General features: G+C 70.7%; 11 protein-coding genes. 3 read left to right on the top strand and 8 right to left on the bottom strand.

Annotated elements, in window-relative coordinates:
- Positions 1–448 precede the first annotated feature (448 nt).
- Positions 449–1,672 carry a thiolase family protein gene (locus tag ACH4SP_RS05995; protein WP_398409965.1) on the top strand — a complete coding sequence of 408 codons (1,224 nt, stop codon included), beginning with the start codon at positions 449–451 and terminating at the stop codon, positions 1,670–1,672.
- Entirely contained in the window at positions 1,669–3,801 is a 2,133-nt protein-coding gene (locus ACH4SP_RS05990) for a 3-hydroxyacyl-CoA dehydrogenase NAD-binding domain-containing protein (protein WP_398409961.1), read from the top strand. The genes ACH4SP_RS05995 and ACH4SP_RS05990 overlap by 4 nt, the downstream gene beginning before the upstream one ends.
- Positions 3,802–4,068: 267 nt before the next feature.
- On the opposite strand, the gene ACH4SP_RS05985 is transcribed toward ACH4SP_RS05990, so the two are convergent.
- Positions 4,069–5,271 carry a hypothetical protein gene (locus tag ACH4SP_RS05985; protein WP_398409957.1) on the bottom strand — a complete coding sequence of 401 codons (1,203 nt, stop codon included), beginning with the start codon at positions 5,269–5,271 and terminating at the stop codon, positions 4,069–4,071.
- 93 nt (positions 5,272–5,364) lie between these two features.
- On the opposite strand from ACH4SP_RS05985, the gene ACH4SP_RS05980 reads away from it, so the two are divergent.
- The gene (locus ACH4SP_RS05980) at positions 5,365–5,760 is read left to right on the top strand and encodes an NTP pyrophosphohydrolase (protein ID WP_398409952.1); all 396 of its coding nucleotides are present in this window, start codon (positions 5,365–5,367) and stop codon (positions 5,758–5,760) included.
- A gap of 29 nt (positions 5,761–5,789) precedes the next feature.
- Here ACH4SP_RS05980 and ACH4SP_RS05975 read toward each other — a convergent pair whose 3' ends face one another.
- The 7 genes from ACH4SP_RS05975 to ACH4SP_RS05945 form a co-directional block, all read right to left on the bottom strand.
- On the bottom strand, positions 5,790–7,244 hold the full coding sequence (locus tag ACH4SP_RS05975) for an ArnT family glycosyltransferase (RefSeq protein ID WP_398409948.1): 1,455 nt from the start codon (positions 7,242–7,244) through the stop codon (positions 5,790–5,792).
- 1,347 nt (positions 7,245–8,591) lie between these two features.
- A complete protein-coding gene (locus ACH4SP_RS05970; protein WP_398411749.1) occupies positions 8,592–10,025 on the bottom strand; it encodes an amino acid permease in 1,434 nt (477 codons plus the stop codon).
- A gap of 329 nt (positions 10,026–10,354) precedes the next feature.
- A complete protein-coding gene (dxs, locus tag ACH4SP_RS05965) occupies positions 10,355–12,274 on the bottom strand; it encodes a 1-deoxy-D-xylulose-5-phosphate synthase (RefSeq protein WP_398409945.1) in 1,920 nt (639 codons plus the stop codon).
- 291 nt (positions 12,275–12,565) lie between these two features.
- Positions 12,566–13,915 carry a sugar ABC transporter permease gene (locus tag ACH4SP_RS05960; RefSeq protein WP_398409940.1) on the bottom strand — a complete coding sequence of 450 codons (1,350 nt, stop codon included), beginning with the start codon at positions 13,913–13,915 and terminating at the stop codon, positions 12,566–12,568.
- The gene (locus ACH4SP_RS05955; RefSeq protein ID WP_398409935.1) at positions 13,912–14,712 is read right to left on the bottom strand and encodes an ATP-binding cassette domain-containing protein; all 801 of its coding nucleotides are present in this window, start codon (positions 14,710–14,712) and stop codon (positions 13,912–13,914) included. The genes ACH4SP_RS05960 and ACH4SP_RS05955 overlap by 4 nt, the downstream gene beginning before the upstream one ends.
- Before the next feature lie 238 nt (positions 14,713–14,950).
- A complete protein-coding gene (locus ACH4SP_RS05950) occupies positions 14,951–16,066 on the bottom strand; it encodes a substrate-binding domain-containing protein (protein WP_398409928.1) in 1,116 nt (371 codons plus the stop codon).
- A 121-nt stretch (positions 16,067–16,187) separates the two neighbouring features.
- Positions 16,188–17,411, bottom strand: a complete 1,224-nt coding sequence (locus ACH4SP_RS05945; protein WP_398409923.1) for an ROK family protein — start codon at positions 17,409–17,411, stop codon at positions 16,188–16,190.
- Positions 17,412–17,540: the final 129 nt, after the last annotated feature.

Raw genomic sequence — 17,540 nt, 5'->3', positions numbered from 1 at the left:
TCATGCACGGTCTTTCCCATCGGCAGGCACAGCACAGCAGAAATGGGTAGGCGAGAGTAGAGAAGGGCAGGTGAGAGCCGTTTCGCGCGCCGAAAGCGCACGATCTTGAGGCGAGCCTAAGGGCTACCGAGCGGTATGGTCCAGACCAATTTTCCAGCCGGAAACGGGAACCAAAAAGCCCCAAATCCCGTACGGGGCAGCAGAGTCGGAATCCGTTCAGGGCCACGTCACGGCCGACCGCGGCAGCCCTTCACGCCGTACGCACCGGCGACTTTCCGCCACCCGGAACACCCTCGGGGCCGCCCGCTGCGAATGTGACCTTCGCCGCTCCGGGCGTGAGGGGTGGGCAGCTTGGTTACTCGTAAGTAGCATGGGCCTGTGCGGTGCGCCCACCTCGGCGTACCCGTACGGCAGCAGCGCCACCCCGCACCCTGGAGGAGAGCCAATCGTGCCTCGTACCGTCAGGGACGTCGTCTTCGTCGACGGCGTCCGCACCCCGTTCGGCAAGGCGGGCCCGAAGGGCATCTACCACGAGACCCGGGCCGACGATCTCGTCGTGAAGGCGATCCGGGAGCTGCTGCGCCGCAACCCGGACCTCGACCCCGCGAAGATCGACGAGGTCGCCATCGCCGCGACCACCCAGATCGGCGACCAGGGCCTGACCCTGGGCCGCACCGCCGGAATCCTGGCCGGTCTGCCGACGACCGTCCCCGGCTTCTCGATCGACCGCATGTGCGCCGGCGCGATGACCGCCGTGACGTCCGTCGCGGGCGGCGTGGCCTTCGGTGCGTACGACATCGCCCTCGCGGGCGGCGTCGAGCACATGGGCCGCCACCCCATGGGAGAGGGCGTGGACCCCAACCCGCGCTTCGTCTCCGACAAGCTGGTCGACGAGTCCGCCCTCTTCATGGGCATGACCGCCGAGAACCTGCACGACCGCTACCCCGGCATCTCCAAGCAGCGCGCGGACGAGTACGCGGTGCGCTCGCAGGAGAAGGCCGCGAAGGCGTACGCGGACGGCAAGATCCAGGCCGACCTGGTGCCGGTGTCCGTGCGCCGCACCAACGCCGAAGCGGGCGAGACCGGTTGGGGCCTGGCCACGACCGACGAGCCGATGCGTCCGGGCACCACCCTTGAGTCCCTCGCGGGCCTCAAGACGCCGTTCCGCCCGCACGGCCGCGTCACGGCCGGCAACGCCGCCGGTCTGAACGACGGCGCCACCGCCTCCCTGATCGCCGCCGAGGACGTCGCGCGCGAGCTCGGCCTCCCGGTCAAGATGCGCCTGGTCTCCTACGCCTTCGCGGGCGTCGAGCCCGAGGTCATGGGCATCGGCCCGGTCCCGGCGACCGAGAAGGCCCTCGCCAAGGCGGGCCTGTCGATCGACGACATCGGCCTGTTCGAGATCAACGAGGCCTTCGCCGTGCAGGTGCTGGCCATGCTCGACCACTTCGGCATCGCCGAGGACGACGCGCGCGTGAACCAGTACGGCGGCGCCATCGCCTTCGGTCACCCGCTGGCCTCCTCCGGTGTGCGTCTGATGACGCAGCTGGCCCGGCAGTTCGAGGAGCAGCCGCACGTCCGCTACGGCCTGACGAGCATGTGCGTCGGCTTCGGCATGGGCGGCACGGTCATCTGGGAGAACCCGCACTTCAACGGAGGCGACGACAAGTGAGCACCACCACCACTGAGCTCCTGAAGGGTGCGGCCGAGCTGTTCCCGGACGAGGTCGTCACGCAGGCGCACGTACGCCACCTGCAGCTCCCGGGCGGCGCCGGCAACTTCGCGCTCATCACCCTGGACAACGGCCTGGACCACACCAAGCCGACCACCTTCGGCCCGCAGTCCCTGGCCAACCTGAACGCCGCCGTGGACCAGGTCGAGAAGGAGGCCTCCGAGGGCTCCATCGTCGGCATCGGCATCACCGGCAAGCCGTTCATCTTCGCGGTCGGCGCCGACCTCAAGGGCGTGGAGCTGCTGAAGCGCCACGAGGACGCGCTCGCCATCGGCAAGGGCGGCCACGACGTCTTCCGCCGTCTGTCGGGCCTCGCGGTCCCGACCTTCGCGTACTACAACGGTGCGGCGATGGGCGGCGGCGTCGAGGTCGGCCTGCACTGCTCGTACCGCACGGTCTCGACCTCCATCGCGGCCTTCTCGCTCCCCGAGGTCTTCCTCGGTCTGGTCCCCGGCTGGGGCGGCTGTGCGCTCCTCCCGAACCTGATCGGCGCCGACAAGGCCGTCTCGGTCATCATCGAGAACTCGCTCAACCAGAACCGCCAGCTCAAGGGCAAGCAGGTCTTCGAGCTCGGCATCGCCGACGCGATCTTCGAGGGCGCGGACTTCCTGGAGCAGTCGCTGATCTGGACCTCGTCGGTCCTGCGCGGCGAGCTCCAGGTCGAGCGCCCGGAGATCGACCGGGGCGAGGGCTGGGACGCCGCCGTCGCACGCGGCCGTTTCGTCGCCGACTCGAAGGTGCACGGCGCGGCCCCGGCCGCCTACCGCGCGCTGGACATCATCGAGGCCGCCAAGTCCGGCGACCTGTCCGCCGGTTTCGACGCCGAGGACCAGGCGCTCGCCGACCTGATCATGGGCGGCGAACTGCGCAGCGGCATCTACGCGTTCAACCTGGTCCAGAAGCGCGCCAAGCGCCCGGCCGGTGCCCCGGACAAGAACCTGGCCCGTCCGGTCACCAAGGTCGGTGTGGTGGGTGCCGGTCTGATGGCCTCGCAGCTCGCGCTGCTCTTCCTGCGCCGCCTCGAAGTGCCGGTCGTCCTGACCGACATCGACCAGGAGCGGATCGACAAGGGCGTGGGCTACGTCCACGGCGAGATCGAGAAGCTGCTCGGCAAGGGCCGCATCAACCAGGACAAGGCCAACCGCCTCAAGGCCCTGGTCTCCGGCGTCCTGGACAAGGCCGACGGCTTCGCCGACGCCGACTTCATCATCGAAGCGGTCTTCGAGGAGATGTCGGTCAAGCAGCAGGTGTTCGCGGAGGTCGAGGCGGTCGCCCCCGCCCACGCCATCCTCGCCACCAACACCTCGTCCCTCTCCATCACGGAGATGGCGTCGAAGCTCCAGAACCCCGAGCGGGTCGTGGGCTTCCACTTCTTCAACCCGGTCGCGATCCTCCCGCTCCTGGAGATCGTCCGCGGCGAGAAGACGGACGACGCGTCGCTGGCCACGGCCTTCGGCGTGGCCCGCAAGCTCAAGAAGACCGCGGTCCTGGTGAAGGACGCCCCGGCGTTCGTCGTCAACCGCATCCTGACCCGCTTCATGGGCGAGATCCAGAACGTCATCGACGAGGGCACCCCGGTCGCCGTCGCCGAGAAGGGCGTCGAGCCGCTGGGTCTGCCGATGTCGCCGCTGGTTCTTCTGGAGCTGGTCGGCCCGGCCATCGGCCTGCACGTCTCGGAGACCCTGAACCGGGCCTTCCCGGACCGCTTCACGGTCTCGCCGAACCTGGCCGCCGTGGTCAAGGCCGGCAAGCGCGGCTTCTACGTCTACGACTCCGGCAAGCCGGAGCTGGACCCGGAGGTCGCGGCGCTCCTCAAGCAGGGCGACACCGTCCTGACCGAGGAGCAGGTCCGTACCCGCGTCATGGACGCGGTCGCGCAGGAGATCGGGCTGATGCTCGACGAGGGCGTCGTGGCCGAGGCCCAGGACATCGACCTGTGCCTGATCACCGGTGCGGGCTGGCCGTTCCACCTGGGCGGCATCACGCCGTACCTGGACCGCGAGGGCTTCTCGGAGCGCGCGACCGGCAAGAAGTTCCTGGCGCAGGGCGTGGCGAGCGTTCCGGCGTAACGCTTCTGCCGCTCGGCTGAGCGAGGGCCGCACCCGGGACACCCGGTGTGCGGCCCTCGTGCTTTGTACGGCGCGTACGGGCGGACTGGGCGGGCGCGACGGATACGACGGATACGACGGCGAGGGGCCGTCACGGAGATCTCCGTGACGGCCCCTCGCCGTCGTGTGCAGGCGGGCCCGCCGGGCTTGCTCGGGCAGGTGTCCGCCGTCCGCCGGGCTTGCGCGGGCAGGTGTCCGCCGTCCGCGGGGCTTGCGCGGGCAGATCGCTCAGACGGCCTGCCAGGCCGCCAGCGCCAGACCCTTCTCGTCCGTCCGCTGCCGCGCCACGTGCAGGGCGCCGTCCGTGCCGATCACCGCCATGACCACCCGGTCCGCCGCGTCCCGTGCGAGCGCCGGTGCGCCCACGCACTCCGGGCCCGTCTCCGTCCACCACACGCCCTCCTGCTCGGCCAGCGTCCGGCAGGCGGCCAGGACGGGGCGGCCGCCCACGGCGCGGTGGGCCAGGATCGTGCAGTCGTGGCCGTCCATCGTCGCGCGCAGGACCGCCGAGCGGGCGGGGGGTGCGGCGGCGGGGGTACCGCCGAGGGGGGTGGACACCAGGGACGTGACCACCGCCGGGTCGGTCTCCGGGTCCGGACGGTCCTGGACGGGGGCCGGACGGAACGCGGTGACTTCACCCGCACCCGCTCCGTCGGCCTCGCCCCCGCCCTCGCCCTCGCCCTCGCCCTCGCCCTCGCCCTCGCCCTCGCCCGCTACGGTCCCGTAGTACGTGAGGCCGTCCTCCGAGGTCTCCAGCGCGGTGACCGTGCCCGCGGTGACCGTGAACGGGATGACGGTCACCGGCGAGAAGGCCGCTCCCGGCTTGTCCTGCGTCCAGCGCAGCACCGTGCCGTCCTTCTTCACCGCCAGCAGCTCGATCAGGCCCGATGCCTTGGCCGTCGGGACCAGGGCCTCCTCGGCCCGCGAGCCGATCAGGTCCTGCCAGCCGCCCCACTTCCCGCTCGCCGCCTGGCAGCGCATGAGCACGCCGCCGTGGGCGTTCCGCAGGAAGACGTGGACGGCGCCCTGCGTGCCGACCGCGACCGCCGGGACGCCGAGCTTGGCGTTCTTCTCCGGCTCGGGGTAGCGGTAGCTGCCCAGCGAGTGCCAGGAGCCGAACGGGCGGCCGGACTGGTACTGCGTCGCGTGCACGTACTCCGGCCCGCCGTCCTTGGCCGTGCCGCGCCCCACCACGTGCACGAAGCCGTCCGGGCCCTGCGCCACCGCCAGCCCCTCGGCCGAGGCCGCGTCGAAGAACTCGGGGCCCTGCCAGTCGGGTCCGCCGGGGCGCGTCTCGGTCCAGCGCAGCAGTCCGCCCTCGGCCGCCGCGTACGCACTGAGCCTGCCGTCCTTGCCACGCAGCAGCCAGCTCTCGCCCGACAACGGGGCAATGGCCCTTTTCCTGGTCACACCCGCGGTACCGAGCCCCATGACGCGACAGCCGCCTTTCCGTTGTACTCGCTCACTGGTTCGACTCAAGAATAGGCGGCTGGCCGGACAACCGGGACGTGGGACGCTGACCCCATGACCTCCACTCCACCCCTGCCGACCCTCGTGGTCGTCGACGCCGCCAATGTCGTCGGTTCCGTGCCCGACGGCTGGTGGAAGGACCGGCGCGGGGCCGCCGAGCGGCTGCGCGACCGGCTGCCCGCGTACGCGGCCGCGGGCGTCGCCGGGCGGCCGGGGCCCGTCGAGATCGTGCTCGTCGTGGAGGGCGCGGCCCGGGGCGTGGAGTCCGTACCGGGGGTGCGGGTGGTGGCCGCGTCCGGGAGCGGCGACGACCGCATCGTGGAGGTCGTCGCGGAGCGGGAGCGGGGTGCGGACAGGGACTGTCTGGTCGTCACCGCGGACCGCGAGCTGCGGCGGCGGGTGGAGGCGCTCGGGGCACAGTGCGTGGGGCCGCGCTCCGTACGGGACTAGGTTCCTGAGCCGTCTGTTCCTCTTGTTTCCTACGGCTTGTCCGGCGAGCGTACGTAGATGACGGTGCCGTCGATCGTCGCCGCCCGTACGTAGTCCGCCGCCAGCACTGTCCGGAGCGTCGGCATCCGGTCGGGGGCGTACGGCTTGCCGCGTGAGTCGTCGACGATCACGGCCGGGCGGTGCTGGGCGAGCTCGGCACGGAAGAGCGGCCAGCTGCCCTCGACTCCGTACTCCTCGCCCACCTGGGAGCCGGTGCGCCCGCCGCTGAAGTTCGTCAGCAGGCCCGCGGTGAGGTAGCGGCTCGCCGGGGTGCGGTCGGCCAGCCAGTACGTCTCGGGGTGCATGCCCCAGATCAGCACGCGGTCGGTGGGTGCGGTACGCGTACGGATCGCTTCCGCGATGCGTTGCGCGTGCGCGAGTTCTCCACGGGGGGCGACGAAGCCCCAGGTCAGGAAGGCCGCACAGGTGCAAGCGGTGACGGCGATGGCGGCCGGCGTCCAGCGCCGCGGCAGGGCCTGGAGGGCGGCCGTGCCGAGCAGGGCGAGCGGTGGCATGAGCTGCAGGTAGTAGTGGCCGAAGAAGTGGAATCCGGTCATGACGGCGACGGCGGAGGCCGCCAGCCAGAGCCACAGGTCAGCGCCGGGCACCCTGAGGCGTCGTCCGAGCGGAATCAGCAGGCCGAGGCAGGCGCCCGCCAGGATCAGCGCATTGCCGAGTCCCCGGCCGAGCGCGTGCAGTCCCGAGCCGGTGAGGTCCGCGTACGAACCGGAACCCGTGACCACCCAGAAGAGGAAGCCGGACGGGCCGGTGAGCAGTGCCACGGCCGCCACGGGTACGGCAAAGCCCGCCCCGATACGGAGCAGGGCCCGGCCCCGTGCACCGGCAGCGGTGGCCCAGGCGAGCCACACCACGGGGACCAGCACCGCACCGCCGGTCTGCTTCGTCAGGAACGCGCCCGCGACCGCGGCCCCCGCCCAGGTCCAGGCCCTGCGGTCGGCGCACCACACCGCGAGCGCCGTGAACGGCAGCATGAAGAGCCCGAACCCGGCCGCCTGGGTGTCCTCCGGGTGCAGCCCCACGGAGATCAGCAGAAAGGCAACGCCCGCCACCGCTCCCGACCGGTCGCCCCACCTGCGGCGGGCGAGCGAGGCGAGGAGGGCGGCCGTCGCGAAGAGCGCGAGGATCGCGAGGATCTTGACGGGGACGAGGGAATCGTCCCCGAAGACGGCGAAGACCCCCTCGTACAGCCACGGAACAAGCGGTGGCTTCCGGTCCACGACCGTGTCGTAGAGCACTCCCCCGGCGGCCAGCTGCCGCGCCTGCACGGCGAGAAAGCCTTCGTCGGGGTTCCAGAGGGGGTGGACGAAGGAGGGCAGCCGGGTGGCCGCGGCCAGGAGAAGCAGACCGGGGAGCAGCCGCCCCCAGTGGGCCCCGGGACCGGAGGAGGACACGGGACGCACGGAAACGGGCTGCTCGGCGGACATGCGGCCAAAGTTATCGGGCGGGGTACGGAAGCAGGGTCCCGGCCCCGGAACACGAAGACGGACTGCGGGTCCGCGCCCCGCCCCGCACGACAGGACTGCCGCCGGGGGGCAACGGCCGCACGACGCCCGTCACCACCTGCGGACCGAACACCGAGCCGGGGGCACACGACCGACCCACGGGGGCCGGACACCGAGCCCGGAACCAACCACCGACAAGCCGAACCGAGGCTCGGGCACCGGCCCCGCGAGGCCGAACCGAGGCTCGGACCGCCTCCCCCGAACGCCGAACCGAGGGACGTACCACCAGACCGACACCACACCGGCACCCGACCGAACCGAGAGAACGGGACACCGGACCGAGGGACGGGCGGCACCCCGGGAACCAGCCCGGGGGGACGGGCCAGACCGGGACCGGGCCGGGACCGGGCCGGGGCTGGGCTGGGCTGGGCCGGGGCTGGGCCGGGCCGGGGCTGGGCTGGGCCGGGGCTGGGCTGGGCCGGGTCGACAGGCGCTACCGAGGCACCAGACCGGCACACGGAGCCGGTGTCCCGGACCTGCGGGCCGAACCGGACCGACAGCCGGCCCGACGCCAACCCCCGGCACCGGGCCCGCACGCAGAGGCCAGACACCAAACCTGGAGGGCCGACCCCGACCGACACACCGGGCGAAGCCCCGGACCCGAGGTCCGGCCCAGGGGGCGACAGGACGGGACCAGATCCCAAGCCGAGGCACCGGGCCCGCACACGGAGGCCAGGCACCAGACACGGGGCCCGCCCCGAGGCCTGACCCGGGCCGACACACGGGGTCACAGCGCCAAGCCCGGACACTAGGCCCGCGCACAGAAGCCAGGCACCAGACCTGGAGGGCCGCCCCCGACCGACACACGGGGCGAGGCCCCGGCCCCCCGGGCCAGCGCCCGGGGGCGAGATCCCGAGCCGAGCACCGGGCCCGTACTCGGAGGCCCGGGGTACGGGCCCACACTCCCCCGGCTCCGCCCGTCCCTCCCACACGGCCGCGCCCCCGGGGCCCGGCCCCTCCAGGCCGCTTCACGGGAACCGAGGCACCGGACCAAGGCACCAGGCCGATACGCCGAGCCCGGAGTTACGAGGCCCGGGTACCAGGCCCACGCTCGGAATCGGGGTGCCAGGCCCGTACACCCCAGGCTCGCCCTGTCCCTCCCGCACGCCGGCCCCCAGCCGACGCACGGAACCGAAACGCCGGGCCCCGGGCGCCAGGCCCCGGGTACCAGACCGCACTCGGGGCCGGGGTACCAGGCCCGCACACTCCCCGGCTCCGCCCGTCCCACCCGCGCCCCGGGATCCGAGGCCCGGCCCGGGGCCGATGCGCCTACCCCTCAAGCTTCCCCAGCTTGCTGTTCTTCTTGCCGTACACGAAGTACACGGCCACGCCAACGACCATCCACGCCCCGAACCGCAGCCACGTCTCCGCCGGCAGGTTCAGCATCAGCCAGAGGGAGGCCAGTACCGACAGCGCCGGGACCAGCGGGACCAGGGGGGTTCTGAACGAGCGCGGCAGGTCCGGGCGCTTGCGGCGCAGGATGACGACGCCGACGGCGACCACGACGAAGGCGAAGAGGGTGCCGATGTTGACCAGTTCGGCCAGCTCGTCGATCGAGGTGAACCCCGCGACGACCGCGACGATCACGCCGAGCAGGATCGTCGAGCGGTACGGGGTTCCGAAGCGCGGGTGGACCTGCGAGAACGTCCTCGGGAGCAGGCCGTCGCGGCTCATCGCGAAGAAGACCCGGGACTGGCCGAGGAGCAGGATCATGCAGACCGACGTCAGGCCGACGGCCGCGCCGAAACTGATCAGGCCCGCCCAGAAGGGGTGGCCGACCGATTTGAAGGCGTCGGCGAGCGGCGCGTTCGTCGAGAGGTCGCTGTACTTCTGCATTCCGGTGACGACGACCGACACGGCCACGTAGAGCAGGGTGCAGACGATCAGTGAGCCGAGGATTCCGCGCGGCACGTCACGCTGCGGGTTGCGGGTCTCCTCGGCGGCGGTCGCGACGATGTCGAAGCCGATGAACGCGAAGAAGACGACCGCCGCGGCCGTGAAGATGCCCATCACGCCGAAGCTGGTCGGGGTGAAACCGAAGATCAGTTGGACGAGGGGCGCGGTGAGGCCCGCGCCGCCCTCCGTCTCCTGGGTCGGCGGGACGAAGGGCTTGTAGTTCGAGCCGGTGATGAAGAAGGCGCCGACGATGATGACGAGCAGCACGACGGTCACCTTGATGCCGACGATGATGCTGGTCACGCGGGAGGAGAGCTTCATTCCCGCGACCAGGATCACGGTGATGACCAGCACCAGGACGCAGGCCAGCAGATCGAAGCCGAACTTCCCGTCGTGGGTGCCGGAGAGGACGTCCGGGAGGTGGACGCCCGCCGTGTCGAGCAGCGAGCGCATGTAGCCGGACCAGCCGACGGCCACCACCGCACAGCCGAGCGCCAGCTCCAGGACGAGGTCCCAGCCGATGATCCAGGCGGGCAGCTCGCCGAGCGAGGCGTACGAGAAGGTGTACGCGGATCCGGCGACGGGGACCGTCGACGCGAACTCGGCGTAGCAGAGGGCCGCGAGGCCGCAGACGACGCCCGCGACGACGAAGGCCAGGGCCACGGACGGCCCCGCCGTCTCCTTGGCGATCTTGCCGGTCAGGACGAAGATGCCGGTCCCGATGATGACGCCGACGCCGAAGACCGTCAGGTCGAGCGCGGAGAGGGACTTCCGGAGCGCGTGCTCCGGCTCTTCGGTGTCGCGGATCGACTGCTCGACCGTCTTGGTACGGAGAACCCCCGCCCGGGTCCTGCTCGCGCCGCTGTCCGGATCTCTGCCCGTGCCACTGCCCGTGGATCCCTGGGGTCCTGTACTCACCGAAGCACCTCCGCCTGTCGGCCGTCGCCCACGTTCCGGGTGTGTGTGAGTGGACGGGTCTCCGCAATCATCGTGATCATTCGTCCCGGTTCGCGAGTGCGGGGAGGGGGTTTCACTCGATGGGACGAATGTACGAAAAGGTCCGGGCCGGAGGTTTCCCTCCGGCCCGGACCTTAATGCTGCGGTGCCGCTGGGCACCGCCTTAAGAACGCGGTGCGTCAGTCGCGGGCGACCTCTGCCGCCGTGTGCTCCAGCCGTCCGTCGATCTTCGCGACCAGGCCGGTGACCTGACGGGCGATGTCCGGGGCGGTCAGCCCGATCTCGGCCATGACCTCCTTGCGGGAGGCGTGGTCCAGGAACCGCGGCGGAATGCCGAAGTCGCGCAGCGGTACGTCGACGTCCGCGTCCCGCAGCGCCTGGGCGACGGCGGAACCGACGCCGCCGGCGCGAGAGTTGTCCTCGACGGTGACGACGACCCGGTGCTGCTCGGCGAGCGGGGCCATCGCCTCGTCGACCGGCTTGACCCAGCGGGGGTCGACGACGGTGGAGGAGATGCCCTGCGCGTCGAGGAGTTCGGCGATCTCCAGGCACATGGGGGCGAGGGCACCCACGGAGACCAGGAGGACGTCCGGGCGGGCCACGTCGGTGGCGGGCCTGCGCAGGATGTCCATGCCGCCCGCCTTGCCGACGGCCTTGACCGCCGGGCCGACCGCGCCCTTGGAGAAGCGGACGACGGTCGGTGCGTCCTTGACCTGGACGGCCTCGCGCAGCTGGGCGCGGACCTGGTCGGCGTCGCGCGGGGCGGCGATCCGCAGGGTCGGCACGCACTGGAGGATCGACATGTCCCACATGCCGTTGTGCGAGGCGCCGTCGGTGCCGGTGACACCCGCCCGGTCCAGTACGAAGGTCACACCGCACTTGTGGAGGGCGACATCCATCAGGACCTGGTCGAAGGCACGGTTGAGGAAGGTGGCGTACACGGCGAAGACGGGGTGCAGGCCGCCCGTGGCGAGACCCGCCGCGGAGACGGCGCCGTGCTGCTCGGCGATGCCGACGTCGTAGACCCGCTCGGGGAACGCCTTGGCGAACTTGTCCAGGCCGACCGGCTGGAGCATGGCCGCGGTGATCGCGACGATGTCCTTGCGCTCCTTGCCGAGCTTGACCATCTCCTCGCCGAAGACCGAGGTCCAGTCGACGCCGGAGGAGGCGATCGGCAGTCCGGTGTCCGGGTGGATCTTGCCGACGGCGTGGAAGCGGTCGGCCTCGTCGGCGAGGGCGGGCTGGTAGCCGCGGCCCTTCTCGGTGAGGCAGTGCACGATGACCGGCCCGCCGAAGCGCTTGGCGCGCTGCAGAGCGGATTCGAGCGCCTCGATGTCGTGGCCGTCGATCGGGCCGACGTACTTGATGCCGAGGTCCTCGAACATGCCCTGCGGGGCGATGAAGTCCTTGAGGCCCTTCTTCGCGCCGTGCAGCGTCTCGTACAGCGGGCGGCCGACGACCGGGGTGCGCTCCAGCAGGTCCTTGCCCTTGGCGAGGAAACGCTCGTAGCCGTCCGTGGTGCGCAGGGTGGCCAGGTGGTTGGCGAGGCCGCCGATGGTGGGTGCGTAGGAGCGCTCGTTGTCGTTGACGACGATGACCAGCGGGCGGTCCTTGGCGACGGCGATGTTGTTCAGCGCCTCCCAGGCCATGCCGCCGGTCAGGGCGCCGTCACCGATGACGGCGACGACCGCGTCGCCCTTGCCGAGCACCTCGTTGGCCTTGGCGAGGCCGTCGGCCCAGCCGAGGACGGTGGAGGCGTGGCTGTTCTCGATGATGTCGTGCTCGGACTCGGCACGCGCCGGGTAGCCGGACAGGCCGCCCTTCATCTTCAGCCGGGAGAAGTCCTGCCGGCCGGTGAGCAGCTTGTGGACGTAGCTCTGGTGTCCGGTGTCCCAGAGGACCTTGTCCTTCGGCGACTCGAAGACCCGGTGCAGGGCGATGGTCAGCTCGACCACACCCAGGTTGGGGCCCAGGTGGCCGCCGGTCTTGGACACCTCGTCGACGAGGAAGGTCCGGATCTCCGCCGCGAGCCGGTCGAGCTGCTCCGGGGACAGCCGGTCCAGATCGCGCGGTCCCTTGATGCGGGTCAGCAGAGCCACCCGTGCCTCCTTGCGGTTGAACTGGCTTACTTGCACATCAAGTGCTTGGACGTTCGTGCCGATCTGCCGAGTCTAATGTTCCGCGCGCGGCGGCGATCGGCGGGTTGTGCGACCTGTATCACTCGAACGGGTCACGTGGGCACAGATGTGCCCGGCACCGGGTGTGTCGGTGCCGGGCACGTGAAGGTGGGACTGTTAGGGCCTGTCCGGCGGATCAGGCTGCATGGGGTGACCTTCGGGCCCTAGGCAGCCTGTCCGGCGGATCAGGCTGCATGGGGTGACCTTCGGGCCCTAGGCGCGACCCGCGCTCTTCTGGGTGCGGCGGGACAGCGAGTCGATGACGACGGCGGCGAGGAGCACCGCGCCGGTGATCATGTACTGGATCTCGCTGGCCATGCCGAGCATGTTCAGGCCCTGCTGGATGGCCTGGATCACGATCATGCCGAGCAGCGCGGACCAGACCTTGCCCCGGCCGCCGAAGAGGCTGGTGCCGCCGATGACGGCGGCGGCGATGACGAGCATCAGGGTGTTGTTCGCGCCGAGGCTCTTGGTGGCGCCGCCCGAGAGGCTGGCCAGGAAGAGCCCGCCGAAGGCGGCCAGCAGGCCGGAGATGCCGAAGACGGTGATCCGGATCCGGTCGACGCTGATGCCCGCGCGGCGTGCCGCCTCGGCGTTGCCGCCGACCGCGAAGACCTGGCGGCCGAAGGTGGTGCGGCGGGCCACGAAGTCCGCGATCAGCAGGACGGCCAGGAAGAGGACCAGGGCGAGCGGCAGGCCGCGGGCGCCGACCGGCTCGTTCAGGAAGTACGCGACGACCAGGCACAGCACCGCGACGACGACCGTACGGAGCGCGATCTCGCTGGTCGGCCGGGCGGGCAGGGCGGCGGCCCGGCGGCGCTTGCTGTCCAGGAACATCGAGAGCGCGTAGAGCACGATCGCGACGACCGCCAGGCCGTACGCCGCGAACTTGTCCTCGAAGTAGAAGTTCGTCAGGTTCTCGACGACGCTGCCGGTCGGGGTGTTGATCGAGCCTTCCTTGCCCATCAGCCAGATCTGGAGGCCGCTCCAGCCGAGGAATCCGGCCAGGGTGACGACGAAGGCCGGGACGCCGATCTTGGCGAAGAAGAAGCCGTGCAGGAGGCCGAGGGCGAGGCCGGAGAGCAGCGCCACGCCGATGGCGAGCCAGCCGTTCCAGCCGTTGGAGACCTGGAGCACCGCCCATATCGCCGCGCCGACGCCCGCGACCGAGCCGACCGAGAGGTCGATCTCGCCCAGCAGCAGGACGAAGACGATACCGACCGCCATGATGCCCATGCCGGAGCTGTAGACGGCGATGTTGGCGAGGGAGCTGGCGGAGAGGAAGTTGCTGTTCTGCAGCTGGAAGACGATCGCGATGACGATCAGGCCCACGACGACGGGCAGCGAGCCGAGCTCACCGCCGCGCACCTTGCGGCCGAACTCGGTCAGGTAGCCCTTGAAGCCCTCTTCGCGGACGAGGAGGCGGGGGTCGACGGCGGGGGCCGCCGGACCTGCCGCGGCGTCCGCTCCGGGAGCCGTGGACTCTCCGGAGGGCTTCCCGGCGGGGTTCTGGGAGGACTTCCCGGAGGGCTTCTTCTCGGGGGTCTTGGCGAGGTCGCTCACTTCGCGTCCTCCTTCGTGGCCGCGGCCGTACGCGCCTTGCGACGGGTCACGGCGTTGTCCGTGGCGCCGGTGATGGCGGAGATGATCACTTCGTGGGAGGTCGTCTGCACGTCGAAGACGCCGTTGTTGCGGCCCAGGCGCAGTACCGCCACCTTGTCCGCGACGGCACGCACGTCCTCCATGTTGTGGCTGATGAGGATGACGCCGTGGCCGCGCTCGCGCAGCCGCTCGACCAGGTCGAGGACCTGCGCGGTCTGCTCGACGCCGAGGGCGGCGGTCGGCTCGTCGAGGATGACCACCTTCGGGTCGCCGACCAGGGCGCGCGCGATGGCGACGACCTGGCGCTGACCGCCGGAGAGCGAGGCGACCGGGATACGGACGCTCGGGATCCGGATGGACAGGGTGTCCAGGAGTTCCTTGGCGCGCTTCTCCATCGCGATCTCGTCGAGCACCGAGCCGCGGCGGATCTCACTGCCGAGGAAGAGGTTGGCGACGACGTCGAGGTTGTCGCAGAGCGCCAGGTCCTGGTAGACGGTGGCGACCCCGAGGTGCTGGGCGTCCTGCGGCCGGTTGACGTGCACCGGCCTGCCCTCCCACTCGATGACGCCCTCGTCGATCGGGTGGACGCCCGAAATCGTCTTGACAAGGGTGGACTTGCCGGCGCCGTTGTCGCCGACGAGGGCGACCACCTCGCCGGGCTGGATCTCCAGGTCTACGTCGGTGAGCGCCTGGACGGCGCCGAACCGCTTGGAGACTCCGCGCAACGCCAGCACGGGCGTAGCGGACACGTGAATCATCTCCTTCGCCGCCTGACCGGCGGGGATGGTGGTGCGTGGTGCACAAGGACTTGCGGGGGCGGGGGCTTGCGGGGGGGCGGGGCCGGCGCCCGGCCCGTGGGAGGGGTGCGGCGCCGGCCCGACTGCGTACGGATCACTTCGGTACGGATCTTCGGCACGGGTCACTTCGGCACGGGTCGCTCCGGGCCGGGGCACTCCGGGCCGGGTCGCCCGTCAACTTCCGTACCAGGAAACCGAGTTACTTGATACCCGCCGCGTCGCAGGCCTTCTTGAAGTCGGCCGTGCAGAGCTCGGAGGCCTTGTAGACCTTGTCCTTGATGACCGTGCTCGCGATGTTGTCCTTGGTCACGACCTGCGCGTCGTACAGCTTGGACGGGGTGCCCTTGAACTCCCCGGAGATGCTGTCGACCTTGGTCGGAGCCAGGTCGTCGAACTTCTCGCCCTTGAGGATCCGCACGGCGATCTCGGCGGTGGTCTCGGCCTCCGGCTTGATCTGCTTGTAGATCGAGAAGGCCTGGTCACCCGTCAGGATGCGCTGGAGGCCCGCGAGCTCGGAGTCCTGGCCGCCGACCGGGACCTCGACGCCCTGCTTCTTCAGGGCGGTGATGATGCCGCCCGCCATGCCGTCGTTGGCCGAGTAGACGCCCTGGAAGCCGTCCTTGCCGAGCGAGTCGATGGCGGCACCCATCTTCTTGTTCGCCTCGTCCGGGGACCAGTCCGGGATGTCCTGGGAGTAGACGATCTTCTTCGTCTCCTTCTTCAGGACGGTCTCCGCGCCCTTCTTGAAGAAGCCGGCGTTCGGGTCGGTCGGAGACCCGTTGATCATGACGACGTTGGAGTCCTTGGCCTTGGCGCCCAGGGCCTTGACCAGGGCCTCGCCCTGGAGGGTGCCGATCTTCTCGTTGTCGTACGAGACGTAGGCGGAGATCGGGCCCTCGGTGAGGCGGTCGTACGCGACGACCTTGACGCCCTGCTTCGCGGCCTGGGTGATCCAGGCCTTGGGGGCCTTGAAGTCGACCGCGTCGAAGATGATCACCTTGACGCCCTGCGTGACGAGCGCGTCGAACTGCTTCTTCTGCTGCTCGATGTCCTGCGCGGCGTTGTTGTACTTGACCTCGCAGTCCGCGCACAGGGCCTTGATCTTCGCCTCCATGATCGGACGGTCGAAGGTCTCGTAACGCGTGGTCTTGTTCTCCGGCAGCAGCAGACCGATGGTCTTGCCGAGGTCGCCGCTGCCCTTCGAGGAACCGCCGCCGGCCTTGTCGCCCCCGCCCGCCTTGCCGCAGGCGGAGAGCGAGACGGCCATGGAGACCGCGGCCGTGGCTATGACGACGCGGCGCGTCATTGCGTTCATGTGGAATGCCTCCCTGACGAGGCCGCGTCGTTGCGGCCGAGGTGTCTGGAAGTCAACTCGCGCACCGCCATAGCGTCAAGGAGTAAACCCTTAACGAGATGACAACGGTGCCATTCGTTATCTAAGTGAAGACGGGGGTAGAACTCTGGTCCGTACCAAGGGAATTGGTCGCCCGCGTGGTGTCCAACAGGGTCGAATCCCCCATTTCACTCAGTACGAGCGCGAGCGCGCCCAGCACCTCCGCCCGGCTGCCCAGCGCCCCCGGCTCCACGCTCAGCTGCCGCGCCGCGCTGGGGATCGCGTACCGCGCAACCGAGTCGCGGATCGGGCCGAGCACCAGCTCGCCGGAGTCCGCGAGATCGCCGCCGAGGACGACCCTGCTGGGGTTGAGGAGGTTGCACAGGTTCGCGACGCCGCTGCCGATGTGGCGGCCCACGTCGGCGATCACCCGGCGGCAGCCGGGGTCGCCCTCCCGGGCGAGCCGGACGACCCGCTCCATGGTCAGGTCGGGGCCGTGGCCCGGCATCAGCAGCGGCAGTACGTACCGTGCGGCGGTGAAGGTCTCCAGGCAGCCGCGGTTGCCGCAGCGGCAGACCGGGCCCGACTCGTCGAGCGTGATGTGGCCGATCTCGCCGGCCGTGCCGCCGGGGCCCCGGTAGACGCGGCCGTCTATCACCAGGCCCGCGCCGACGCCGCTGGCGACCTTGATGTACGCGAGGTCGCGCACGCCGCGTCCGGCGCCCCAGACCAGTTCGCCGAGCGCCCCGAGGTTCGCGTCGTTGTCGACGTACACCGGAACACCGAGGCGGGCGGAGAGCTCCTCGCTCGGGTTGATCCCCTGCCAGCCCGGCAGGATCGCGGTGGAGCCGAGGAGGCCCGACTCCACGTCGATCGGTCCCGGCACGCCGAGACCGACGCCGATGACCTTGTCCTGACTGATGCCGGTGACTTCGATCAGGCGCTTGACCAGCTGCTCGGCACGGTCGAAGCCCTGGGCGGCCGAGGCGTCGACGTCGAGCGGTTCGGACTCCTCGGCGAGGACCTGGTGGGCCAGGTTGCCGACCGCGACGCGCAGGTGCGTATGGCCGAAGTCGACGCCGATGACGACGCCCGCGTCACCGCTGAGCGAGACGCTGCGGGCCCTGCGGCCGCCCGCCGACGTGGGGGTGACCTCGACGGTCCCGCCGTCCTTCAGCTCGCGCACGATGTTGGAGACCGTGGCGGCGGAGAGCCCGGTGCTTCTCGCGATCTCGGCCTGGGTCAGCGAGCCCGCCATGCGTACCGCGCGCACGACCCGCTCCAGGTTGGCCCGGTGCAGAGACGTCTGCGACCCCGGAGTCTCCATCGACTCATCCACTCCCGTTACCGGCGGACGGCACGACGGCCGCCCGCTCGGGGGCCACGTCTGCGGGGCCCCGCCGTTCTTCCAACATATGAACCCTAAGCAGAGTCTTTACTGCCTACTCCCGTCAAG

It is taken from the genome of Streptomyces sp. NPDC021093 (genome assembly GCF_044333135.1).
GTDB lineage: Bacteria > Actinomycetota > Actinomycetes > Streptomycetales > Streptomycetaceae > Streptomyces.
The sequence above is the reverse complement of the archived record's forward strand: the minus strand, read 5'-3'. Positions and strand labels throughout refer to the sequence as shown.

Excerpts from the sequence above, each read along its gene's own strand:
- ACH4SP_RS05985 (WP_398409957.1), bottom strand. The coding sequence starts at position 5,271 with ATGGGGCTCGGTACCGCGGGTGTGACCAGGAAAAGGGCCATTGCCCCG.
- ACH4SP_RS05980 (WP_398409952.1), top strand. The coding sequence starts at position 5,365 with ATGACCTCCACTCCACCCCTGCCGACCCTCGTGGTCGTCGACGCCGCC.
- ACH4SP_RS05975 (WP_398409948.1), bottom strand. The coding sequence starts at position 7,244 with ATGTCCGCCGAGCAGCCCGTTTCCGTGCGTCCCGTGTCCTCCTCCGGT.
- ACH4SP_RS05955 (WP_398409935.1), bottom strand. The coding sequence starts at position 14,712 with ATGATTCACGTGTCCGCTACGCCCGTGCTGGCGTTGCGCGGAGTCTCC.
- ACH4SP_RS05950 (WP_398409928.1), bottom strand. The coding sequence starts at position 16,066 with ATGAACGCAATGACGCGCCGCGTCGTCATAGCCACGGCCGCGGTCTCC.
- ACH4SP_RS05945 (WP_398409923.1), bottom strand. The coding sequence starts at position 17,411 with ATGGAGACTCCGGGGTCGCAGACGTCTCTGCACCGGGCCAACCTGGAG.